The sequence below is a fragment of the Photorhabdus viridis genome, from assembly GCF_040256935.1.
GTDB lineage: Bacteria > Pseudomonadota > Gammaproteobacteria > Enterobacterales > Enterobacteriaceae > Photorhabdus > Photorhabdus viridis.
In genome coordinates, this window is record NZ_JBEJZY010000039.1 from 1 (window position 1) to 23,373 (window position 23,373).

The 23,373-nt window shown below is 44.3% G+C and carries 17 protein-coding genes, 1 tRNA gene and 1 pseudogene; 10 read left to right on the top strand and 9 right to left on the bottom strand.

Annotated features, from left to right (window positions below):
* Positions 1-194: 194 nt before the first annotated feature.
* The 6 genes and pseudogenes from ABR397_RS16470 to ABR397_RS16495 all read right to left on the bottom strand — a co-directional run bounded on the left by ABR397_RS16470 (position 195) and on the right by ABR397_RS16495 (position 8,108).
* The gene (locus tag ABR397_RS16470) at positions 195-770 is read right to left on the bottom strand and encodes a recombinase family protein (protein ID WP_350306705.1); all 576 of its coding nucleotides are present in this window, start codon (positions 768-770) and stop codon (positions 195-197) included.
* A 281-nt stretch (positions 771-1,051) separates the two neighbouring features.
* The gene (locus ABR397_RS16475; RefSeq protein WP_350306706.1) at positions 1,052-2,638 is read right to left on the bottom strand and encodes a DNA methyltransferase; all 1,587 of its coding nucleotides are present in this window, start codon (positions 2,636-2,638) and stop codon (positions 1,052-1,054) included.
* 196 nt (positions 2,639-2,834) lie between these two features.
* Complete coding sequence (locus tag ABR397_RS16480; protein WP_350306707.1) at positions 2,835-4,784, bottom strand: ATP-binding protein; 1,950 nt, start codon at positions 4,782-4,784, stop codon at positions 2,835-2,837.
* Complete coding sequence (locus ABR397_RS16485) at positions 4,765-6,549, bottom strand: DUF262 domain-containing protein (RefSeq protein WP_350306737.1); 1,785 nt, start codon at positions 6,547-6,549, stop codon at positions 4,765-4,767. Before ABR397_RS16485 ends, ABR397_RS16480 begins: the two co-directional genes overlap by 20 nt.
* A 154-nt stretch (positions 6,550-6,703) precedes the next feature.
* Positions 6,704-7,826, bottom strand: a pseudogene (locus ABR397_RS16490) (tyrosine-type recombinase/integrase).
* Positions 7,827-8,023: 197 nt separating this feature from the next.
* Positions 8,024-8,108 (bottom strand) — tRNA-Leu (locus tag ABR397_RS16495).
* 501 nt (positions 8,109-8,609) lie between these two features.
* Between ABR397_RS16495 and ampH the strand changes: the two genes are divergently transcribed.
* Positions 8,610-9,827, top strand: coding sequence for a D-alanyl-D-alanine-carboxypeptidase/endopeptidase AmpH (gene ampH / locus ABR397_RS16500; RefSeq protein WP_350306708.1), 1,218 nt, complete (start codon positions 8,610-8,612; stop codon positions 9,825-9,827).
* A gap of 109 nt (positions 9,828-9,936) precedes the next feature.
* On the opposite strand, the gene lptG is transcribed toward ampH, so the two are convergent.
* On the bottom strand, positions 9,937-11,013 hold the full coding sequence (lptG, locus tag ABR397_RS16505) for an LPS export ABC transporter permease LptG (protein WP_350306709.1): 1,077 nt from the start codon (positions 11,011-11,013) through the stop codon (positions 9,937-9,939).
* On the bottom strand, positions 11,013-12,125 hold the full coding sequence (lptF, locus tag ABR397_RS16510; protein ID WP_350306710.1) for an LPS export ABC transporter permease LptF: 1,113 nt from the start codon (positions 12,123-12,125) through the stop codon (positions 11,013-11,015). The genes lptG and lptF overlap by 1 nt, the downstream gene beginning before the upstream one ends.
* 291 nt (positions 12,126-12,416) lie before the next feature.
* Here lptF and pepA point away from each other — a divergent pair, with 291 nt between their 5' ends.
* The 8 genes from pepA (at position 12,417) to ABR397_RS16550 (ending at position 21,405) form a co-directional block, all read left to right on the top strand.
* A complete protein-coding gene (gene pepA, locus ABR397_RS16515) occupies positions 12,417-13,937 on the top strand; it encodes a leucyl aminopeptidase (protein WP_350306711.1) in 1,521 nt (506 codons plus the stop codon).
* Between the two features lie 61 nt (positions 13,938-13,998).
* Positions 13,999-14,448, top strand: a complete 450-nt coding sequence (locus tag ABR397_RS16520) for a DNA polymerase III subunit chi (RefSeq protein WP_350306712.1) — start codon at positions 13,999-14,001, stop codon at positions 14,446-14,448.
* Positions 14,449-14,461: 13 nt separating this feature from the next.
* The gene (locus ABR397_RS16525; protein WP_350306713.1) at positions 14,462-17,359 is read left to right on the top strand and encodes a valine--tRNA ligase; all 2,898 of its coding nucleotides are present in this window, start codon (positions 14,462-14,464) and stop codon (positions 17,357-17,359) included.
* Positions 17,360-17,722: 363 nt separating this feature from the next.
* Positions 17,723-18,499, top strand: a complete 777-nt coding sequence (locus ABR397_RS16530; RefSeq protein ID WP_350306714.1) for an amino acid ABC transporter substrate-binding protein — start codon at positions 17,723-17,725, stop codon at positions 18,497-18,499.
* A 270-nt stretch (positions 18,500-18,769) separates the two neighbouring features.
* Positions 18,770-19,471 carry an amino acid ABC transporter permease gene (locus ABR397_RS16535; protein ID WP_021324943.1) on the top strand — a complete coding sequence of 234 codons (702 nt, stop codon included), beginning with the start codon at positions 18,770-18,772 and terminating at the stop codon, positions 19,469-19,471.
* The gene (locus tag ABR397_RS16540; protein ID WP_350306715.1) at positions 19,449-20,213 is read left to right on the top strand and encodes an amino acid ABC transporter ATP-binding protein; all 765 of its coding nucleotides are present in this window, start codon (positions 19,449-19,451) and stop codon (positions 20,211-20,213) included. The genes ABR397_RS16535 and ABR397_RS16540 overlap by 23 nt, the downstream gene beginning before the upstream one ends.
* Positions 20,214-20,305: 92 nt before the next feature.
* The gene (locus ABR397_RS16545; protein ID WP_350306716.1) at positions 20,306-21,079 is read left to right on the top strand and encodes an amino acid ABC transporter substrate-binding protein; all 774 of its coding nucleotides are present in this window, start codon (positions 20,306-20,308) and stop codon (positions 21,077-21,079) included.
* Positions 21,080-21,201: 122 nt separating this feature from the next.
* Positions 21,202-21,405: a hypothetical protein gene (locus ABR397_RS16550; RefSeq protein ID WP_350306717.1), complete on the top strand. Its 204-nt coding sequence runs from the start codon at positions 21,202-21,204 to the stop codon at positions 21,403-21,405.
* 115 nt (positions 21,406-21,520) lie between these two features.
* On the opposite strand, the gene rraB is transcribed toward ABR397_RS16550, so the two are convergent.
* Positions 21,521-21,937, bottom strand: a complete 417-nt coding sequence (rraB, locus tag ABR397_RS16555) for a ribonuclease E inhibitor RraB (RefSeq protein WP_350306718.1) — start codon at positions 21,935-21,937, stop codon at positions 21,521-21,523.
* A 164-nt stretch (positions 21,938-22,101) separates the two neighbouring features.
* Here rraB and argF point away from each other — a divergent pair, with 164 nt between their 5' ends.
* Positions 22,102-23,118 (top strand): ornithine carbamoyltransferase, encoded by a 1,017-nt coding sequence (argF, locus tag ABR397_RS16560; protein WP_350306719.1) that lies wholly within the window; start codon positions 22,102-22,104, stop codon positions 23,116-23,118.
* The last annotated feature ends 255 nt before the right edge of the window (positions 23,119-23,373 follow it).

Consider the following 23,373-nt stretch of genomic DNA (forward strand, 5'->3'; position numbering starts at 1 on the left):
GAACTAACACAAGATTTAGCTCTGGTGACACCAGAACAGATCCGTGGCTTTATTAATAATTACCCTAATCTGCCACCAGCACGCTCTTTATCATCCCGTTTTATCAATGAGTGTAGCGAGCCGCATAAATTGAAAAAGCGCGTCATTTAAATTGATAAAATTTCTGCGCCGCGCTTTTTATCAAAACATGTGGTTTATTTTAGCTGTTCTTGTCTGGTTTTCTCTATTGGTAAATATTTATAAATAGTAGAGAGTGAAACATCGTAAATTAGCGATAGCTGTTTACGTGTGTGACCTTTTACTAGCAATCTAGCAGCTTGTTGTTGTTCAGCAACTGACAGCGCTGCTGGTCTACCTCCAATCCTCCCTTGCGCACGAGCAGCTATTAATCCAGCGATTGTCCTTTCAACTATCAATTCCCGCTCCATTTCTGCCAGTGCACTCATGACGTGAAAGAAGAATCTCCCCATAGCTGTACCGGTATCAATACTGTCAGTCAGACTCTGAAAATGAATACCTCGCTCATTTAAATTAGAAACTAAATCGACCAAATGTTTTACACTACGTCCCAGTCTATCCAATTTCCAAACAACTAAAGTATCCCCTTTTTTAAGTTGCCTTAAAGCCTGCTTTAAACCGGGTCTGTTAGTTGTTTTTCCACTTAATTTATCCTCAAAAATTTGTTCGCAATTTATACTCATCAACGCATTTTTTTGTAAATCGCTATTTTGGTCATTTGTTGACACCCGGATATAACCGATCTTTGACATGTAAATTCCGTCGCCGCACATAGAATAAATTGTATTTATCAAAATTAGCTCTATGTGTGAGTGTGCGGAAAACCTCACGCTGACTTACAATGCTTCCATTTGTATAGATCGCTCAGACGGCTTTTTTAGATCAATTAACGTTCAAAATGAGTGTTTGTAGGAATGTAGAAAGAAACGAGTGAAATGCAGTCAATTATTGACTATAAAAGAGGCTAAATAAACCACATGTTTTGATAAAAAGCGCGGCGCAGAAATTTTATCAATTTAAATGACGCGCTTTTTCAATTTATGCGGCTCGCTACAGCCAGCTCAGCGCGAGATTGTTGTATGTATTGAGCACCTTTCCAGAACCAGCAAGCCACGTAATCAAGATAGCCTAGTGATTTAAACCCGCTAAAAACGGCCTGCATATCTGATTTCTGTTCTTCTGTTCGCCCCAAGGTACCTAAAAAAGGCGGATTTCCAATAATATATACCTCATCCTCAGATCCCTTTGGACATACTAAAGCCCAATCAAGTTGAAGGCTGTTTCCGCTATGGATATTGCCACTTTCACGTAAAGGCAATGCAGGGGGAGCAAATCCAAACGCTTGTTCCCACTGGCTGTTTAATTGATGTTCGGCCAGCCAGAGGGATAACCGAGCTATTTCGCAAGCGAAGTCGTCAATTTCGATACCATAAAACTGTGAAAGATGTAGCCCACTCATCGAAAAACCTTGTGGTTCCAGCTCTTTCAGAGCATCAATGACTTTCATCTCTAACTTGCGTAATTCTTTGTAAGATACGATTAGAAAGTTTCCTGACCCGCAGGCAGGATCAAATATCTTTATTTTGGACAAACGAACCAGTAGAGCCTTTAAACCTTTTGCGCTACGACGTTGTTTATTAAGCTCAGTTTCTAAAGGCTCAAGGAACAGCGGCTTTATCACCTTCATTATGTTGCTGTACGAAGTATAGTGCTGGCCTAAACGACTACGTTGTTCGACATCAATTACTGCCTGGAACATACTGCCAAAGATATCAGGGTTTATTTCACTCCAGTCCATCGTGCCACATTCAAGCAGTATTTTACGGCCCTTTTTGCCTAGTTCTGGAATAGGCTCGTCAGTGGAAAAAAGCCCACCATTTACATAAGGAAATGCCGCTAAATGAGTAGGTATCTTTTGTCGTTGCTGGCTAGCTGGAGCGGCGTTAAGGACGGTGAATAATTGATACAGGAAGGTATCGAGATCGCTACCATCTTCCTCGGTGTAACTCTTGATCGCAGAGGTGAACTGAGCTGGTTCAAATATACCTGTATCTTCGGCGAACAGACAGAATAGCAAACGTGTCAGGAAGACGTTAAGCGCATGAATATCTTCTGGTTTACTGAGATCATTGTGAACACGAATGAGATCAAACAGCTTGCCCATCTTCTCTGCAGCTTTAACATCTGCGGGGTTCTCACTACTTATAATTGCCTTTTCTAAACCAGCTAAAGGTAAGAAAAAACCATAGTTGCTATAAAGCTCATCTAGCTCAATATCGAGCCTCTCTTTGCTACATGTATCCCAGGCTAAAAATCTCACAAAATCAGTAACTAATACAAAACGAATCTTATTTTTAGCTATTACTGGATCAGCGATACGTCGCTCAAAAGCCTCATCAAGGTCTTCTTTGTCATTGAGGCTTTGAAAATAGAGTTTATTTTTCAAACCAACATGACCGGCTTCCTTTGCGATATTACGGCTACTACCTTGTCGAACCTGTGTGATCGTTGCTTTAGGAAAGTCAAAGGCTGCCATAAAACCATAAATGAACTCATCACGGTCCAATTCACGGGTAAGTTGCTCGAGTTGTTCAAATATTTTTGCCTGATTAACGGCCATCAGTAATCCTTTAGGGTATGTCAGCTTTTTAGTAACAGTTGTAATGGGTTAAAAAAATCCAGAAGGTCTAAACCTTAAAGGTCCTCAACCTTGTAAGGCAACATATTAACCTCAGCGACGCCAACCCTCAGCTATGAACAAGCTTCATAGTGCGGATATAATTTGTCCGCTGAGGTGAAGTAAATTCTTTTCATGCTTATTTAAATTTCAAGCCTGACTGAACGGGTTGACATAACACTCGATTGATAAGGTCATCTGTAGATGTGCTTTCGTACCTGTCTGCCAAAACATAGCGTAGTTTCATCAATCGAGCATTAGCTGTTCCAACCAAAGAACCAAAAGTCGTAGCGCGAACTCTCCCATACGGATTGCGTTCTCCATCACCAACAACTTTCTCACGGGCAACACCAGCCGCTACCTTTTGCCCAACGACCCAAGCGTTAATAAATGGTGTTCCTGTTATCAAACCTGATGCTGCAATGTCCTGTACATAGCCATCAGCTTGATTCACTTCTTTTCTTGTGAGCTCAAATCCGCCTTTCTTCAGTTCAATTACCAAAACCTGTTGCATTTGAACAAGAGACACATCTACTGGATCAAATGACTCGATGCCAGTCATTTGCCACGTTGTTTTTTCAGGCAAAACTACAATATCAGGACGATTGCGCTCGTTTATAAATTGAGCATCATGACTTTTGAATAGTTCGCGGGCTACAGATTGTAATGTCATATTCGAGCAATATTCCTGCGATTCGAATTCAGGACCAAACAACCAACGAGAACGTAAAATCAATGGATGTAGAGTGTGTAACTCATCCGTATCAGGATCATCAGCCAAACGCTGAATTGTTTCTACCACGCTGAGTCGACTGTCAATTTCATCAAGGACCCGCAACGCATCCTTGACTGTCCATTCAGCCAGTAACCGATCTAAGCCCTCTATATCATCGTGCTGCAAAGTAGCAAGCTTTTCCAGTAATGCGGCTCCGCTCTTGGTCTTTTCAAGATGAATAAGCGCCTTAACTGCTGTGGCAAGAAATTCTGGGGAGACAGTCGGATGTTCTTGGGCAACCGCTGTAGTGAATTCAGCCACTCCCAAGCGGGCCCCCTGACCCAAGGTTGCTAACTCTGAGCGGTTTTGCATCAGAGCGTCCTCTGATGTAATTTCAATAAATTCTACAGCAAGCCTCTGTGCAACCTCACGAATGTGCTCAGCTGTAGCCTGATATAATTCATTTACGGCATCAGTGACACGAAAAGCGGTCCAGTCTTGTTCAACATCAGATTCGAAACCTTCTGTGTCAACGATCACCTTGTAACGCCGGGCAAAGCGAGTACGTCCATCGAAATTGGCTATCTGTCCAACCGCCCATGACGGGGTTCCAACTAATCTGTGTTGTACCCAAAATGCGATTCCTTGGTGCAAAGAAGAATGATTCAGACGAGTTGAGTCGATGACAACAACTTTGGCATGACGTCCAGCACTGAGGTACAGGGTTTCTTCACTTATTCGCCCATTAATCTCAGTAAAGGGGCGCAACTTGCCATTAACACGCACCTCGAACTCAGGATCGTAGATGAAGCGGGCGGATAATACTGTGAGTATTTCATCGGCATCGGGCAGTTTGCGTGTCACCTGTACCTGCAACCGTGTACCGCAGCCTATGTGTTTCTCCTCAGTCTCACTTCGGCACACGAAAGGGCTTGAACCAGCTCCGGTGCCAACAATGAAGGTTGCCAAAATACCATCGCGCCAGGTTTTCACTTCGTATTCGTCAGCAAAACAAAGTAAGCCATGGCGGCCAATACCATTGCGACCGTAAGCTTTTCGCGGGCGGGCCGTTCGTCCGGCAGGGAACTCGACATTGAAACCTTGATACTTCTCGCGGGTGTAGCGCAATGTCATCCAACGCTTTTTAAATTGCTCCGGAGTCATACCATGGCCATCGTCTGTCACAGTCAATATTCCACCTATTTCGGTAGGTAAAACCAAGTCTACTCGTGACGCTCCAGCATCCCAGGCGTTGGCAACTAACTCTGTTAAAGCAACCTGTGGAACATGTGCTACCTGCCCAAGCTCCCGTAGCAGGTAATCGTCCTCAAAAAGTGAGTTCTGTAGTGGTTGCTCAGACATGGGCAGCCTCAAATAAACGATTTGGTGACCAAATTATTTCTACTAATCCCGCAATCAGTTTCCGGCGTGCCTGTTGTTCTGCTTTATCAAATACTTCAGCAGATTTGAAAGGCAACTCATATTGGGTCGCAAACTGCTGAAACTGTGGCTGATGTTCGTAAGCAGTAGTGTCCAAACTTGCAGCATAGAAGTTCTGTTTGGCATAGTGCCCCCGCTTCAGCGGAAACAGCTTGTCCTGCAAGCTCCGGTTAACATCTGCTGGTAAGAGCAAAAGTGACGCAACATGATTGCGCCAATCCTGAAATTCCTGCTCAGTGCTGAACTGATCTTTCACAATTTCGTAATCATCAGCCCAAATATGTTCGATGTCGAATGGATTCTTGAGAGTACGGTTCACCAATCGATCAAATGTTTCAGTGCTCCCTGCGCCGATCTCAGTCGCTTCTGTCAGACGTGCCAGAAGATGGTAGATATAACGACGACTGAACTGATTGAGCCCTAAACCGTCAATGCCCGTTCGCCCTTTTACTGCATAGCCAGAGAACGTAACATCATCATCTGCGAGCTTCTTCTGGAGGATAGCTACCAACTCCAATAACGGTTTACGCCTGATATCCCTGCACAATAACCACATAGCGTAAGACACGCTAGAATATCCAACCCGGACATAATTCACTACCCGACGCATTAGCCAGATGTCCAAATAAGTAGCTGTGACCGCCAGTTTGCGGTCTACAGTCTCATCATCGTCAGTTTCTATTAACGATGCCAAGAGCACCGTATTTTGCCAAGTAAAATCATTGTGTGCGTTGTAGTAAACCACTCGTAGCTTCGGTGTGTAATGTTTGCTGCTATTTAGGATTCGTCGGTACGCTTTGGCAAAAAATGGAAAGCTTACAGCCATCATTTTCTGGTTCTCCTGAGCTTTCCCCAAACCTAAGCGAGAGTTGTTTTCGCGCACCCAGCGGTGAAAGACCGAACCGATCAACTCCAGGACTTGCTGTTTCCAGATTTGATTAGCCTGTAGTCGCGCATCCTGTTCTTCAATCGGAGCCAATAAATATGCCTTCAACATATCTACTGGGCTAAGCGGCTTACCCCGATCATTCATCGTTTCAAAAATGGCGTAGGCATAACTGTCGTTATCGGTGGCAATCTCTATCAAACCTACCCGTGTCAGCAACCAGTAGATGAAATGTGGCAATGCATTTCCTATCTCTGCCATCAGGTCGTTTGCCTCAATATCGTTATAACGGGCGAACATGGTTTGGATGGATTCATCTTTACCATCCGGATTGAACGCTTCCCCCTTGAATAGGGCATTGATAACAGGAAGCCGCTCAGAGATGTCGAGGTTGAACTTGGGATTACCGAGGTTGTCGCTGAAAATAAGAGGGGCTAAGGTTTGGGCTACCGGCAGCCTCTGTTCCTCGGCAGATCGGTAAAGGCAAATCAGCAACAATGTCAAAGAGGTGACTCGCTGCTGGCCATCGATCAGGTAGTTTTTGTTGTTGCGTTTGCTGACAATGATAGAGCCAAGAAAATACTCTCCATAGTTACTAATAGCACTGGTTTCATCGCCCTGCTTGTAGTAGTTGAAGAATTTCCCCTGAAGATCAGACAAAAGCTCATCAATGTTCTCCTTCTCCCACTTGTACTCACGCTGATACTCATCGATAGAAAAGGATTGGCTTTGCAGCAACTGTTGTACGTTACGGTAGTGGGGGGTGATTGTGCTCATAGCAGACGAAACCGTACTAATGATTAATAACTGTATTATGCCCTGCTTGCGGAGCAGTGTCTTTGACCCTTGTTCAAAATCAGTACATTGCAAAATCTGCAATAGCACAGCTGAGCCAATAACTTGCAAACACCAAAATAAGCAAAAAAATAAGGCATGCCTGAGGCGCGCCTTATAGAAGCCCTTTTAATCAGCCCTTATTCAACTTAGCAAAGTCAAACGGACTAATCCCCTTTTCCCGATTTTCATCAAGATAATCCCCCCACCACTGCACCATCAGCCTACGCTCCCCCAAGTGTTCAGCCTTATGGATGTAAGCCGCCCGTACAGAGCTACGCTCCTGATGGCTCATTTGCCGCTCAACCGCATCCTTCGACCACAATCCTGATTCAATTAATGAACTACAAGCCATGGTTCTGAAACCATGACCGCACACTTCAACTTTCGTATCGTAGCCCATTACACGCAGTGCTTTATTTACCGTGTTTTCACTCATCGGCTTGCGCGGATCGTGATCACCAACAAAAATCAGCTCTCGATTCCCACTCATGCTTTTGATCTGTTCCAAAATGGCTAGAGCCTGCCGCGACAAGGGAACAAGATGAGGAGTCCGCATCTTCGAACCACGCTGAGAATGCTTAACGCCTGCCGGAGTAATGATCAATGCGGTGAAGTAATTCAGGTATGCGGTTAAGCTCCAGAGCAGCACGGTGCTGCCTTTTCGCCGTAGCTACCGCACCGGCAATCTCTTGCGCGGGGTTGTAGTCGATTAAGCCGCTCTGCACAGCAAAACGCATAATCGCTGTAGTGCGTTGTTGTAAACGGGCGGCGACTTCAAGACGCCCGGATGACTCGACTGCTTTGATGGGTACAAGTAGGTCTCGCGTTTTCAGTTCTGCAATGTTCCGCTTACCAATGGCAGCAAAGAGATTATCCTCCAGGCTTTTCAATACACGAGCACTATGCGATGCGAACCACTTCTGATTACTGGCATGCCAGTCTCTGGCGACCACTTCAAACGTTATCGCTTCCTGCTCTTGTTCTACCTTAACGGCTTTCTTGTTTTCACTGGGATCGACGCCGTTAGCTAACAGCTTACGCGCTTCGTCCCGGCGTGCCCTGGCATCCGCCAGCGAAACTTCAGGATATTTCCCCAACGCCAGCATCTTCTCTTTGCCGCCAAAGCGATAACGTAGCCGCCAATATTTGGAACCGTTAGGGTGAACCAGCAAAACCATACCTTCGCCGTCAGTCAGCTTATAGGCTTTTACTTCAGGCTTAGCCGAACGAACTTTCACATCACTCAGAGCCATGATGAGTATCCTTTCAAGGGTTCTGTGTGGTACAAACATTATCGAACCGCGATATACCCGCAGTTGTACCCGCATCAGTAAGTTGATGCAGATTGAATCAGGTTGACTTAGGTTGAGTGAAAAAGCGAGGAAAGCCTTGCGGATACTGGATTTGAGGCACAAAAAAAGACGTCAGTTGACGTCCATTGATGTTCTGTTGGTGCCGAAGGCCGGACTCGAACCGGCACACCCGAAGGCGGTTGATTTTGAATCAACTGCGTCTACCGATTTCGCCACTTCGGCACTGAAGTAGTATGCGGAGAACGAGGCCATTATACCTGTCAGTGATCTGTTAGCAATAGTTATCCTACTGATTTAGTTTAACCGTCGAAAAAAAGATCATTTTCATCTATTCCATGCAAATGCACGTTCAATTCTTAAACACAAAAGCCCCAAACAAGTATAAAGCATACTCAGCAATATCTTTTCGGTCTGAAATTAATCCTCCTACTCAGCACCTGCTCACAACAAACCGAAAAAAACCTAAAGCAGTTTTATATCACCATAATGGGCTGAAACACCTGACGCCGATAGACAACTTATAATCACCTTATATAATCTGGATGATAATTCACTATGAGGTAAATGGTTATGACGATTATTAGCTGGATTGGCGCCGGTATCTTTTTGGGTATTGTCATTGGCGCGTTGATGATGCTGTTTAAAAAGAATAAGTAACCGTATTTTGATATCTCTATCCTGTCCGTGAGTTCACTGGAAGTATGCCTGATTGGTTAATTCAAAATGAATAAACAGTTTTTTAAGATCTTCCCTGTTTCTGCCATGGTGTTGGCTCTCGCAGCCTGTTCTTCTTCCGATAAGACCTATTCGCCAAAGTTTCTGCAATCAAAGAAACAACCATTGAAATGGGAGGTGTTTGAAGGAAACGCGAGAACTAAAAAGCTAGCTTCGCAATTGGTTGATCAGTACGCGCAGGATATTTTTAATGGCAGTAATGCCCAAGGCATGGCGATGGTGGTGATTGATAATAATCAGGCGGTTTACCGCAGCTTCGGTGAAACCCGTCCGGGAAACGGCATCCGTCCTAAACCTGATTCAGTTATACGCATCGCCTCACTGACTAAGCTGATGACCAGTGAGATTATGATCAAGCTGGAAGAGGATAAGGTTCTGCGTTCCACCGATCCATTGCAGGATTACAGCTATTATGGCGTGAGAGTGCCTCAATACAGCCCTCTTCAGCCTATCCGGTTGTTCCACCTGGCAAGCCATACCAGTGGTTTACCTCGTGAACAGCCGGGAGGTCAATGGGGACGCCCTGTTTTTGTCTGGCCTACACAAGCCAATCGCTGGACTTGGTTGAAAACGGCTCAATTAGATGTATCTCCAAGCACAACTGTATCCTATTCCAATCTGGCTTACGATTTATTAGCGGATGCGCTCGCTAAGGCCGCAGGTAAGCCATATACCCGCTTATTGCACGATAAGATCACTGGCCCTTATTACATGAAAGACACGACACTGACACCAAGCCGCTCTCAGTGCGCCCGTCTGATGGAAAGTGATAAATCCAGCCCATGCCTTAATACTGTTGCAGCAGCAGGTAGTGGTGGAATTTATTCAACGCCAAGAGATATGCAACTCTGGATGCAGCAGTTTTTGTCATCAGACAGTCAGTTACGTAAGCAGACCGCCAGCCGTGAGCAGGGAGTTTATTTTAAGCGTTCCGCTCTGGCTTCAATTAAAGGGATGGATGTTGCCGGTCAGGCAGATGGCATCGGCCTTGGCTGGGTTTACATGAACTCCCGTGGCGATGTACCAGGCATTTATCAGAAAACCGGCGGCGGCGGTGGGTTCAATACGTATATGGCAATGATCCCCGAGCAAAATATCGGAGTATTTGTGGTGATTACCCGGAAACAACGCAGTAAGTTCAGCAGTGTAACGACCGGAGTTAATCAACTAGTAACTGCATTGTCGAGGAATCACAAACAAACTTGAATCTGAGTTTTATAAATCAAGATACCTGGGATGGAGTTTCCCGCTTAGTTCTCCATCCCTGCGGCTTCTCTAATATGGTTCCTATCACCCGCACCACGATTGCTAAAAGTTACTGTCTCTTAAGCAGTAAATAAACACTCACAGTAAGGAACAGAAAACTTGGTAGCAGCGCTGCAAGAACTGCCGGCATACTGTAAACCAGACTCAGTGGACCAAAGATCTCGTTGAGGACATAAAATAAGAAGCCGAAGCTGATCCCCGTTATTATCTTAACACCCATCGGTACGGTGCGCAGCGGTCCGAAGATGAAAGAGAGCGCCATCAACATCATTACCGCAACTGAAAGTGGGGCAAATATCTTTTTCCACATATTCAATTGATAACGCCCTGACTCCTGCTCACTCTGTTTGAGATACTTGATGTACTGATACAAACCACTGATGGAAAGCGCGTCAGGGTCGAGCGCGACAACACCCAATTTTTGTGGTGTCAGCCGGGTTTTCCAGTCACCTGATATACTCTGTGATCCCGTGATTTTTTTGCTGTCTGTCAGGTCAGATTCTTCCACCTGGGAAAGCTTCCACAAGTCACTATCTTCATCATAAACAGCACTGGCTGCATATCTTACAGAGAGTAGTTTTTTATCATCATCAAAATGATAGATATTGACGCCTTTAATCTCTGTATCACTCGTTAACTGCTGGATGTAGATAAAATCAGCCCCGTCTTTCGCCCACATGCCTTTGGTTGTTGAAACCAAAGAACCACCAAATATCTTCTGAGCCCGGTAGTTACGTGCCATCTGTTCACCTTGTGGCGCAATCCATTCACCAATAACCATAGTCAGGATAACCAGCGGAATTGCCGTTTTCATGACTGCGCCAGCAACCTGCATACGGGTAAAACCAGAAGCCTGCATAACCACCAGCTCACTGCGGGTTGCCAGCGTGCCAAGCCCAAGTAAGGCCCCAAGTAAAGCTGCCATCGGGAAGAATATCTGAATATCTTTCGGCACACTCAGCAAAGCATAAAGACCAGCGGAAAGAGTGGTATATTCTCCCCGCCCCACTCTTCTCAACTCGTCAACAAACTTAATAATGCCGGAGAGTGATACCAGCATAAATAGTGTCATCAGAATGGTTTGTAGAATAGTCCGCCCAATATAACGATCCAATACACCAAACATCAGGCTACTCCTCTACCTTTGATTCTACCTTTGAAACGGGCCCGAATCCTGCGCATCGGTACGGTATCCCAAGTATTGAGAATCAGCGCCAGCATCAGATAAGACCCGTTAACCGCCCACATCCAGATCATCGGATCCAATTTGCCTTTGCTACCGTTAGAACGCAGGGAGCTTTGCAGTAAGAAGAAGATCAGGTAAAGCAGCATCGCAGGCAACATGCTGAGTACCCGGCCCTGACGTGGGTTCACCGCGCTTAACGGTACAACCATCATCGTCATAATCAATACCGAGAGCACCAGGGTCAAGCGCCAATGGAACTCAGCACGGGAATCTTTATCATCATTTTGCCATAACTGAGTCATGGACTTTTGTTCAATTTTATCGCCATCTACAGTTGCAGACTGGTGCCCAACAACCGCTTGATAATCATTGAATTCGGTAATTCTGAAATCCCGCAGCATTGCAGTACCTTCGTAACGGGTACCGTGGTTAAGGACAACCATCTGTTTGCCATCAGGCCGTTCCACCATATGACCACCATCCGAGATCACAACTGAGGGACGCTGGTTATCAACCGGACGAAGCTGGGCAAGAAATACGTTTTCGAATTTGTCGCCGTGCACGTTACCAATATAGAGCACCAAATTACCGTTATTAGAAGGTTTGAATCTTCCTTCCATTATCGCCGCCAGGCTTGGGTTAGCCTTGGCGTCAGCCAGCACATGCTCCTGATATATTGAGGACCACGGCATCGCCCAAATGACATTCACCGCCGCCAGTGCGGAAGTCAACAACGCCAGAATAAACGCCGAAACCACCAACACGCGTTTGCCCAAGCCACACGCATGCATAACAGTAATTTCACTTTCAGTATAGAGTTTGCTGAAAGTCATCAACACCCCAAGAAAAAGACTCAGGGGTAAAATAAGCTGCGCCATTTCAGGCACACCCAGCCCTAACAAGGATAAAACCAAATTTGCCGGGACGTTTCCTTCCACTGCCGCACCCAGAATTTCTACTAATTTTTGACAGAAAAAAATCAGTAAAAGGATAAAGAGTATCGCAACTTGGCTTTTCAGAGTTTCCCGTACCAGATATCTAATAATGATCACGCTTATTACGCCTGTGAAAACTTGTCTTTTTGCAGGAAAATGGCTAACTTCATTGTATATCTACTATTTATTATATGCATCAGTTTGGCTTCCCTATTGCTAAAATGTTCTCGAAGCATTTCATATTTATTTAGGTTCCCAATCAGAACATACTTAAATAGTTAGCTAAACAATTATTAAGTAGTGCGTTTAGCTTAACATAAAGAGTGAACTTTCTATGGGGTAGATTAATGCGGAACGCTGTATTTTAACGATAGCGTCCGTCTTTGTCTTTAAGATTCAGGAGAACGCATGGAATTTAGTGTAAAAAGCGGTAGTCCGGAGAAACAACGCAGTGCGTGTATCATTGTCGGCGTTTTCGAACCCCGCCGTCTTTCCCCTATTGCCGAACAGCTCGATAAAATAAGTGATGGTTATATCAGCGCTTTGCTGCGCCGTGGTGAACTAGAAGGCAAAGTTGGTCAATCTCTGCTGCTGCATCATGTTCCCAATGTGTTATCTGAACGTATTTTGCTCATCGGCTGCGGTAAAGAGCGAGAACTGGATGAACGTCAGTATAAACAAATTGTCCATAAAACGATCAACACCCTTAATGAAACAGGTTCAATGGAAGCGGTCTGCTTCTTAACAGAGTTGCATGTTAAAGGCCGCAATAATTACTGGAAAGTACGCCAAGCGGTAGAAACAGCCAAAGAATCTCTCTATGTTTTCGACCAGCTTAAAAGTAATAAAAATGAGTTGCGTCGCCCACTGCGTAAAATGGTCTTCAATGTTCCGACTCGCCGGGAGCTGACTAGCGGTGAACGTGCAATCCAACACGGTCTTGCCATTGCTGCCGGTATCAAAGCGACCAAAGATCTTAGCAATATGCCGCCAAATATCTGTAACGCAGCTTACCTGGCCTCTCAGGCACGCCAACTCGCAGATTCTGCCAATAGTCATATTACAACCAAAGTCATTGGTGAAGAGCAGATGAAAGAACTGGGAATGAACGCCTATCTGGCTGTTGGTCAGGGTTCTCAGAATGAATCACTAATGTCTGTCATGGAATATAAAGGCAGTCCGGATAAAAATGCCAAACCCATTGTTCTGGTTGGCAAGGGCCTGACTTTTGACTCCGGTGGTATTTCAATCAAACCTGCGGGTGGCATGGATGAGATGAAATACGATATGTGTGGTGCTGCAACCGTTTATGGTGTTATGCGTGTAGTTGCTGAGTTGCAACTACCACTCAATGTTATCGGTGTTATGGCAGGCTGTGAGAATATGCCCGGAGGCCGTGCTTACCGCCCAGGAGATATTTTAACCACTCTATCTGGTCAAACTGTGGAAGTGCTCAATACTGATGCGGAAGGCCGGCTGGTTCTGTGTGATGCATTAACCTACGTTGAACGTTTTGATCCGGAACTGGTCATTGATATCGCCACGCTGACTGGCGCTTGCATCACTGCTCTGGGTAATCATTACAGTGGATTGCTATCCAACCATAACCCACTGGCTCATGAGCTGCTAAATGCTTCTGAACAATCAGGCGATCGCGCATGGCGCCTGCCAATGACCGATGAGTTTCTTGAGCAAATCGATTCTAATTTCGCCGATCTGGCAAATACCGGCGGCAGTGGGGGTGGTGCAATTACCGCAGCCTGCTTCCTGTCCCGCTTCGCCACAAAATATCACTGGGCACATCTGGATATCGCTGGTACTGCATGGCGTTCAGGTAAAACAAAAGGCGCAACAGGCCGCCCGGTTGCATTACTGTCGCAATTCCTGTTAAATCGTGCAGGCAATGCTGGTATCAATAACGACGATTGATTTGATCTCCCCCGCTTATTAAAGGGCATTTACAATGCCCTTTTTTCGTAACAGAGACATTATGAAAAGTGCCACGTTTTATTTACTGGAACAGCCATCACCTCAAGAGGATTTGCAGGCTCACGAATGGCTGGCATGTCAACTTGCGGCTGACCAATGGCGAGCAGGAAAGCGGGTGCTAATTGCTTGTAAAGATCAACAACAGGCAGAAAAGTTAGATGAAGCTTTATGGCAACAGGAACCTCATCAGTTCGTCCCGCATAACCTCGCGGGTGAAGGGCCAAGATATGGCGCTCCGGTTGAGTTATGTTGGCCACAAAAACGGGGAAATGCACCCCGTGATATCCTGATAAATTTGCTGCCGCACTTTGCAGACTTTGCCACCGCTTTCCATGAAGTGATAGACTTCGTTCCTATAGATGAAAATTTGAAACAGTTGGCGCGTGAACGATATAAAACATATCGCAGCGTCGGCTTTAATTTGACCATGGCAACGCCGCCAACATACTAAGTATCAAGATAAAATGGAAAAAACACCCGCTAATCAAACGCAATCCGAGCCATCTCTCGATAAAACTTACAATCCTAAAGAAATTGAGCAGCCTCTTTATACCCATTGGGAGAACAGTGGTTATTTCAAACCTAATGGTGACACCAGCCGCGAAAGCTTCTGCATTGTTATCCCGCCGCCAAATGTAACTGGCAGTCTGCATATGGGCCATGCGTTCCAGCAAACCATTATGGATACGATGATCCGTTATCAGCGGATGCAGGGTAAAAACACCTTGTGGCAATCCGGTACTGACCATGCAGGTATTGCTACTCAAATGGTAGTTGAACGTAAGATCGCCGCAGAAGAAGGCAAAACCCGTCACGATTATGGCCGCGATGCTTTTATCGATAAAATCTGGCAGTGGAAAGCCGAATCCGGCGGCACGATTACCAATCAGATGCGCCGTCTGGGTAACTCTGTTGACTGGGAGCGTGAACGTTTTACCATGGATGAAGGCCTGTCCAACGCCGTAAAAGAAGCTTTTGTCCGTTTATATAAAGAAAACCTGATTTACCGGGGCAAACGTCTGGTTAACTGGGACCCGAAACTGCACACTGCAATTTCTGATCTGGAAGTTGAGAATCGGGAAGTTAAAGGTTCTATGTGGCATCTGCGTTATCCGCTGGCTGACGGCGTAACAACCGCAGAAGGTAAAGATTATCTGATCGTTGCAACTACCCGGCCTGAAACTATGCTGGGCGATACCGGCGTAGCAGTTAACCCGGAAGATCCGCGTTATAAGGATTTAATCGGTAAAGAGATCATTCTGCCATTGGTTAATCGCCGCATTCCTATTGTCGGTGATGAACACGCGGATATGGAAAAAGGCACCGGTTGCGTGAAAATCACGCCTGCCCATGACTTCAATGACTATGAAGTGGGTAAACGGCATACTCTGACAATGATCAATATCATGACACTTGATGGCAATATCCGTAATGAAGCAGAAGTTTTCGATACCAATGGTGAGATTTCTGATGTTTACAGTTCTGATATTCCGGTTGAATACCGGGGCATGGAGCGTTTTGCCGCCCGTAAAGCGATGGTTGCTGAGTTTGAAAAACTGGGTCTGCTGGTCGAAGTCAAAGCTCACGATCTGACCGTTCCTTATGGCGATCGTGGCGGTGTGGTTATTGAGCCAATGCTGACTGATCAGTGGTATGTCCGTACAGCGCCTATGGCGAAAGTGGCTATCGAAGCCGTTGAAAATGGCGATATCCAGTTCGTACCTAAGCAATATGAAAATATGTATTACTCTTGGATGCGCGATATTCAGGATTGGTGTATCTCCCGTCAATTGTGGTGGGGCCACCGTATTCCGGCGTGGTATGACGCTGAAGGTAATGTCTATGTAGGCCGCAACGAAGAAGAAGTACGTCGTGAAAATAATCTGGGTACAGATGTCGCCCTAAACCAGGATGAAGATGTACTGGATACTTGGTTCTCTTCCGGTCTGTGGACTTTTTCTACCCTTGGCTGGCCTGAACAAACTGAAGCGCTGAAAACTTTCCATCCAACGGACGTGTTGGTAAGTGGCTTTGACATCATCTTCTTCTGGATTGCCCGTATGATCATGATGACCATGCATTTCATCAAAGATGAAAATGGCAAACCTCAAGTTCCATTTAAGACTGTCTACATGACCGGCCTTATCCGGGATGACGAAGGCCAGAAGATGTCCAAATCCAAAGGGAATGTGATTGACCCGCTGGATATGGTTGACGGTATTTCCCTAGAAGACCTGCTGGAAAAACGTACCGGCAATATGATGCAACCACAATTGGCTGAAAAAATCCGCAAACGTACAGAAAAGCAATTTCCGGCGGGTATTGAATCTCACGGTACCGATGCCCTGCGCTTTACACTGGCGGCATTGGCCTCTACAGGTCGTGATATCAACTGGGATATGAAGCGCCTGCAAGGTTACCGTAATTTCTGTAACAAACTGTGGAACGCCAGCCGTTTTGTATTGATGAATACGGAAGGTCAGGATTGCGGCCAAAATGGCGGCGAAATGGTGCTGTCACTGGCTGATCGCTGGATCCTGGCTGAATTTAACCAGACAGTAAAAACCTATCGTGAAGCACTGGATACCTATCGTTTTGATATGGCTGCCAATATTCTTTATGAATTCACCTGGAATCAGTTCTGTGACTGGTATCTGGAGCTGTCTAAACCAGCAATCAACAAAGGTTCAGAAACAGAAGTTCGTGGTGCCCGTCATACTTTGGTTGAAGTTCTGGAAGGGTTATTGCGTCTGGCTCATCCTATTATTCCATTTATCACCGAAACCATTTGGCAGCGGGTGAAAATAGTTAAGGGGATTGAAGCAGATACCCTTATGTTGCAACCGTTCCCAGAATTTGATCTGGCGAAAGCGGATGAATTGGCACTGACCGATCTGGAATGGATTAAAGAAGCGATTATTGCAGTACGTAATATCCGTGCTGAAATGAACATCGCCCCAGGTAAACCATTAGAAGCTCTGCTGCGTAATGCTGATGCTGGCGCGCAACGTCGTGTAGCAGAAAATCTGAATTTTATTCAGGCAATGGGCCGCCTCTCTTCTGTCACCATTCTGTCTGCGGGTGAAAAAGCTCCGGTTTCTGTAACCAAGCTGATTAATGGCGCAGAGGTGTTAATCCCAATGGCGGGCTTAGTCGATAGACAAGCCGAGTTGAGCCGTTTGGATAAAGAGATTGAGAAGCTGGATAAAGAGATTGGCAGTATTGAAGGTAAACTATCGAATGAAGGCTTTGTCAGCCGGGCGCCTGAAGCCGTTGTTACTAAAGAGCGTGAACGCTTGGCAACTTGTAATGCATCAAAAGAGAAGCTGTTAGCTCAGAAGGAAACCATTGCTGCGCTGTAATATTCTCAACAAGTAAATTTTCATCAAAGCCACTGCAATTCGTTGTCAGTGGCTTTTTAATTCAAAACATAAATGATAAAATTTATAAGAAAGTGTAAATTCACCCCATTCTATATAAACATCATCAAATATATTGAAAATAATAACATCTATTTCATTAATAAGGATGTATATAATAAATATTTATTTCATTAATTTTCTACATCTATATATCTAAAATTACAATATGATATAATTTTATTTTATATATAAATCATTAAATTTCTCACATTATATCTGGAATAAAATCACACAAATAAATATATTATTACCAGTAAAACATCAAATTATAACTTAATAATTCTAATAATTTGGATAAATAAAATGAAAATAATTTTCACCCTGTTATTGGCAAGTACTGTTCAATTCGGTCTTGCACATTCTGCTAATGCAGAATCAACGCTTGATAAGATTCAATCCACCGGCATATTCAGAATTGCAACTGAAGGGGCCTATCCTCCTTTTACCTATCGCGACGCGTCAGGTTTTTTGACTGGTTTTGATGTCGATATCGGTCGTGAAATTGCCCATCGGTTAAACGTCAAACCGACATTTATTGAAGGAAAATGGGATGGTCTTATTGCCGGACTGGATGCCGGACGTTCCGACGCTGTTATTAATCAAATTGCAATTACACCTGAACGCCAGAAAAAATATGATTTCTCTATTCCTTATATCACATCTCAAGCCGTACTTATCACCAATAAAGATAACAACAGCATAAAAACATTCAGCGATTTGCGAGGCAAAACCTCAGCACATACTCTGACCAACAACTTCGCTCAGATAGCAAGAAATAATGGCGCGGAAATCATCGGCACGAATGGATTTAGCCAAGAAATCGAACTGGTCAGTACCGGCAGAGCCGATGCCACTATCAACGATAGCCTCTCTTATCTGGACTATAAGAAGCACAAGCCAAATGCACCAGTGAAAATTGTTGCATCTGATCCAAATGCAGGGCAAACAGCAATTTTACTCCGCCAAGGCGAGTCAAAGCTAAAAGCAGCTATTGATAAAGCAATCGTTGATATCAAAGCCGATGGCACCTATCAGCGCATCTGGGCTCAATATTTTGGCGACAATACTCCCGATAAGTGAAACATACCTTACTCAAATACACTCGTTCCCTCAAAGTTGGATACAAATTCTGACCAGGGAACTTTATCGTTAATCCAGTTGAATTGAAGAATCAGAGAATATTTTCATCAAAAATGAAATATATTGATTTATACAAATTCTTTGATATATCTAAAATGACAATATGATATAACTTTATTTTATATATATAAACTCCCAGCTTGCCATATGATATTTAAAACAATCTCATAAAAATAAATATATTTTTATATTACACAATAGGGAAAGTATATGGAGCCCTCCTGGTTTAATTTAGTACTCGATTCTTTTTGGCCTATGCTTTATGCAGGCTTTACTTTCACTATTCCGCTGACGCTTATTACCTTTACTCTTGGTATTATACTTGGGTTTATCGTTGCACTAATCCGGCTTTACGGGCCAAAACCGCTTATTGCTGTCGTCAAATTCTACGTATGGCTGATCCGTGGTACACCGTTACTTGTACAACTGTTTCTAATTTTTTATGCCTTACCTAGCGTTGGCATTACGCTGGGCGCATTTACCTCAGCCGTTATTGGTTTCACTCTAAATGTTGGCGCCTATACATCTGAGGTGATTCGCGCCACTTTATTGTCAGTACCAAAAGGACAATGGGAAGCGGCTTATTCTATTGGTATGAGCTGGACACAATCATTACGTCGGATCATTCTGCCTCAAGCCGCGAGAATCGCCATTCCGCCACTCTCAAACACCTTTATTTCACTGGTGAAAGATACTTCATTAGCCTCAGTCATTACCGTACCGGAGCTTTTCCTTGCTGCACAGCGTATTGCTGCGGTGACTTATCAACCTCTCATTCTTTATACCGAGGCGGCAATACTTTATCTGATAATCAGTTCAGTATTGTCATCATTGCAAACCCGTCTGGAAAAGAAGTTCTCGCAACAGAGTGATACAAAGGAATTAAAAGATGATTCAGCTCTCCGGCATTGAAAAAAGTTTTGATGGGCAAAAGATCCTGAAAAATATCGATCTTACCATTGAGGAAGGCAGTCTTACCGCCCTAATTGGCCCATCAGGAAGTGGTAAAAGCACGCTGTTGCGCTGCATCAACTTATTAGAAACTCCCCAAGCCGGGAAGCTGCAAATCGGCAGTGAAAGCATAACCTTCATCGGTAAAGAACGCATTGCCCATAAGGATATACAACGGATCCGCCAGCAAACCGGCATGGTGTTTCAAAATTTTCAGCTTTTCCCTCATCTGACGGTGATTGAAAACATTATGGAAGGGCTTATTTGGGTGCAGAAATGGTCGCCTGAAGAGGCTAAAAAGCGAGCGCTTGAGCTACTGGAAAAGGTTGGCATGTCACACAAAGTCGATGTCTTGCCTGCCACACTATCCGGTGGTCAGCAACAGCGTGTAGCAATTGCCAGGGCACTGGCGCCTTCCCCCAAAGTGTTATTGTGTGATGAGCCAACTTCCGCGCTTGATCCGGAATTATCGCTGGAAGTGGTTGCTGTATTGAAACAATTGGCTAAAGAGGGAACGACGATGTTGATGGCGACACACGATCTGCGTCTGGCAGCTAATCTTGCCTACAACGTCATATTTTTAGAATCTGGCGAAATTGTCGAATCGGGAACATCGAAAACGATTTTTACCCACCCCCTCAAGCAGCGGACGGTTGAATTTGTTTCAACTTTAACGAATACCTTACCGGATTGGGAGATATAACCCACCGTTAAAAACACCTTGCCGTAATTGCGCGTTGAATCCATCAAGTCAATTACGATTAAATAAATTTTCTGACAGTTTGGAGAAATAAAATGAAAGCATTCCTTACCGTATTATTGGCTGGCATCATTCAATTTGGCATTGCATATTCTGCCAGTGCAGAGTCTGGCCTTGATAACATTAAATCAGCCGGCGTGTTTAAAATCGCTACTGAAGGAACCTATCCGCCATTTACCTATCACGATGCTTCAGGAACCTTAACCGGCTTTGATGTTGATATTGGTCGCGAAATCGCACGCCGTCTGAATGTCAAAGCGGAATTCACTGAAGGAAAATGGGATGGGCTTATTGCCGGACTTGATGCCAAACGCTATGATGCGGTACTTAATCAAGTCGCTATTACGCCAGAGCGTAAAAAGAAATATGACTTTTCTGCGCCTTATATTATTTCTAAAGCCGTACTTATCACCCGCAAAAATAATGACAGTATTAAAACGTTCAACGACCTGAAAGGTAAAACATCAAGCCACAGCCTGACCAGTAATTATGCGCAGTTAGCAAAACGTCACGGCGCAGAAATCGTCCCTACTGAAGGATTTAATCAGTCAATTGATTTGGTTGCTACAGGCAGAGCCGACGCTACTATCAACGATAATCTCTCCTATCTGGACTTCAAGAAACACAAACCCAATGCACCGGTAAAAATTGTTGCAACTGAACCCAATGGTGATCAAGTTGGTATTCTAATCCGAAAAGGCGAACCAGAATTACAAGCTGCTATCGATAAAGCGTTAGCCGATATCAAAGCTGATGGCACTTATTTGCGTATTTCTACTCAATATTTTGGCACTGACGTTTCTAAATAAGAGAATAACCGCCTCTTTTTGCAAGAGGCGGTTTTATCTTAATTAAATTATTTTTAATTTCAATGCCTGATTATTATCTATACCCAAAAACAACTTTAAATTAATTCCATTCAGTAACTAAAGTGGCATCAAAAGGCCTGTCTCTGGCATGGAAAGTGACCGACGTTGTTCATACCGCAAAAGAGTTAGGAGAACTCGCAGAAAAACATAACGATCTGGTTTCTAATGAGCTGGGACGAGAATTAAAAAGGGAAGTCAATGAGGCAAACCAAATCAGGAGAGGGACGATTCTTTTAAAGGTCAGAGAACATGGTTTGATAAAATAATCCACTAAAATACAATAGTCCTTATTCGCAAAAGCATATAAGGACTATTTTGTTTTGAATTACATGCATCAGCCACGACCAGGGCTAACACAAGATTTATAACGAACTGATTTTATTAATGAAGTCTGGTCTCACCCTGCTCTGGCAAATCATCTTCGCCGTCTTCATCTTGCTCATCAGGATCTTCGAAATAAGTGCCCCAGCCGTCATAATTGACACCCATCTTCTGAGCCAGATTTACCAGTTGTTCAACCTGAGCATCGATCAATTCAGCGTTCAACCCACATTCTCTGATGACATCACAACACATCAGAATAGAACCATCTTCGATTTCCAATTCTTCCGCGTCAGTCACTTCATAACCCAGCTTAAAGGCTTCAACTGCCGCCTTTTCCAACAGATTAAAATCTTCCGCAGAAAAGTGGTGTTCAATGGCATAAAGCGCATCTGGATCACTACCATCTTCCAGTAATTCTTCAATAATAAGGCGTGTTTCTTCGCGTTGTTCTTCTAAGTCTTTTTGATTTGCCATACCCAATACCCTCAATCAGTTGGCCGTCCCAACGTTCATTCTCCCACACCACAAGCAGGCTAACCACTGTTTACATCAAAGAAATCTAATGCGGAGTTGAAATTGAATTTTTATAGATATAAATTGAATTTAAATGCAAAAAATAAATGTGGAGATATCCAACAATGAATCCATTCTATCAACGTAATTTCCTAAGACTGCTTGATTTTTCCTCAGCAGAAATCCATGTCTTCCTAAAACTGGCGGCTGAATTAAAATCGACTAAAAGATCCGGCACAGAAAAAGCCTGGCTAACAGGTAAAAATATTGTGCTGATTTTTGAAAAAGACTCCACCCGCACCCGCTGTTCATTTGAAGTAGCCGCTTACGATCAGGGGGCAAATATCACCTATCTTGGTTCCAGTGGTAGCCAGATTGGCCATAAAGAATCAATTAAGGATACCGCCCGTATACTTGGCCGCATGTATGACGGTATTCAATATCGCGGCTATGCTCAGAAAGTGGTTGAAGCCCTGGCAAAATATGCAGATGTCCCTGTATGGAATGGGCTGACGGATGAATTTCATCCTACTCAGTTATTGGCAGATTTGCTGACTATTCAGGAGCATCAACCAGAGAAACCGCTGTCAGAAATCAAATTCGCCTACTTGGGGGATGCCCGTAACAATATGGGTAATACCATGTTAGAAGCCGCGGCATTGACAGGCATGGATGTTCGGCTGATTGCTCCTAAACAGTACTGGCCAGATGCAGCACTGGTTGCTGAATGTCAGAAACTGGCCGAAAAAACAGGTGGGAAAATTACACTAACTGAAAATGTCCCTGAGGGGGTTAAAGACGCTGATTTTCTTTATACCGATGTCTGGGTTTCTATGGGAGAGCCAAAAGAAGTTTGGCAACAACGGGTTAACCTATTGAAACCTTATCAGGTGAATATGGATGTGGTGAAAATGACAGGCAACCCACAGGTAAAATTCCTGCACTGCCTGCCCGCATTCCATGATGAAGAAACGACGTTAGGCAAACAACTCGCCGCTGAATTTGATATGTATGGAGGGCTGGAAGTCACCAATGAAGTTTTTGAGTCAAAGCATAGCATTGTGTTTGATCAGGCAGAAAATCGTCTGCATACCATAAAAGCGGTAATGGTAGCGACACTGGCAAGTGATCTTAAAATCTAGTCACTTATGATATCTGCGGGGATATGTCTGTAAGGAGGCGCTCCAACCAATATCATTTTTCTTCGGGCAAACGCTTGCTGTGAGATTTTTCACGAGTATAATGCGCGACAATTTGCCGGGAGAAATTATGAAAAACAGCACCTCTTTTCATCAAGCTAAAGTACGGGTGCAACTGCCTAAAGGCAGGCAGCAATCATTGTTTTTCCCGTTGCTAAACCAATCATTTAATGCCCCTCATTGAGGGGTTTTTTTTTG

What these genes read in the sequence shown, in the direction of transcription:
- ABR397_RS16470 (WP_350306705.1), bottom strand. Translation starts at nt 770, where the DNA reads ATGTCAAAGATCGGTTATATCCGGGTGTCAACAAATGACCAAAATAGC.
- ABR397_RS16475 (WP_350306706.1), bottom strand. Translation starts at nt 2,638, where the DNA reads ATGGCCGTTAATCAGGCAAAAATATTTGAACAACTCGAGCAACTTACC.
- ampH (WP_350306708.1), top strand. Translation starts at nt 8,610, where the DNA reads ATGAATAAACAGTTTTTTAAGATCTTCCCTGTTTCTGCCATGGTGTTG.
- lptG (WP_350306709.1), bottom strand. Translation starts at nt 11,013, where the DNA reads ATGTTTGGTGTATTGGATCGTTATATTGGGCGGACTATTCTACAAACC.
- pepA (WP_350306711.1), top strand. Translation starts at nt 12,417, where the DNA reads ATGGAATTTAGTGTAAAAAGCGGTAGTCCGGAGAAACAACGCAGTGCG.
- ABR397_RS16520 (WP_350306712.1), top strand. Translation starts at nt 13,999, where the DNA reads ATGAAAAGTGCCACGTTTTATTTACTGGAACAGCCATCACCTCAAGAG.
- ABR397_RS16525 (WP_350306713.1), top strand. Translation starts at nt 14,462, where the DNA reads ATGGAAAAAACACCCGCTAATCAAACGCAATCCGAGCCATCTCTCGAT.
- ABR397_RS16530 (WP_350306714.1), top strand. Translation starts at nt 17,723, where the DNA reads ATGAAAATAATTTTCACCCTGTTATTGGCAAGTACTGTTCAATTCGGT.
- ABR397_RS16535 (WP_021324943.1), top strand. Translation starts at nt 18,770, where the DNA reads ATGGAGCCCTCCTGGTTTAATTTAGTACTCGATTCTTTTTGGCCTATG.
- ABR397_RS16540 (WP_350306715.1), top strand. Translation starts at nt 19,449, where the DNA reads ATGATTCAGCTCTCCGGCATTGAAAAAAGTTTTGATGGGCAAAAGATC.
- ABR397_RS16545 (WP_350306716.1), top strand. Translation starts at nt 20,306, where the DNA reads ATGAAAGCATTCCTTACCGTATTATTGGCTGGCATCATTCAATTTGGC.
- rraB (WP_350306718.1), bottom strand. Translation starts at nt 21,937, where the DNA reads ATGGCAAATCAAAAAGACTTAGAAGAACAACGCGAAGAAACACGCCTT.
- argF (WP_350306719.1), top strand. Translation starts at nt 22,102, where the DNA reads ATGAATCCATTCTATCAACGTAATTTCCTAAGACTGCTTGATTTTTCC.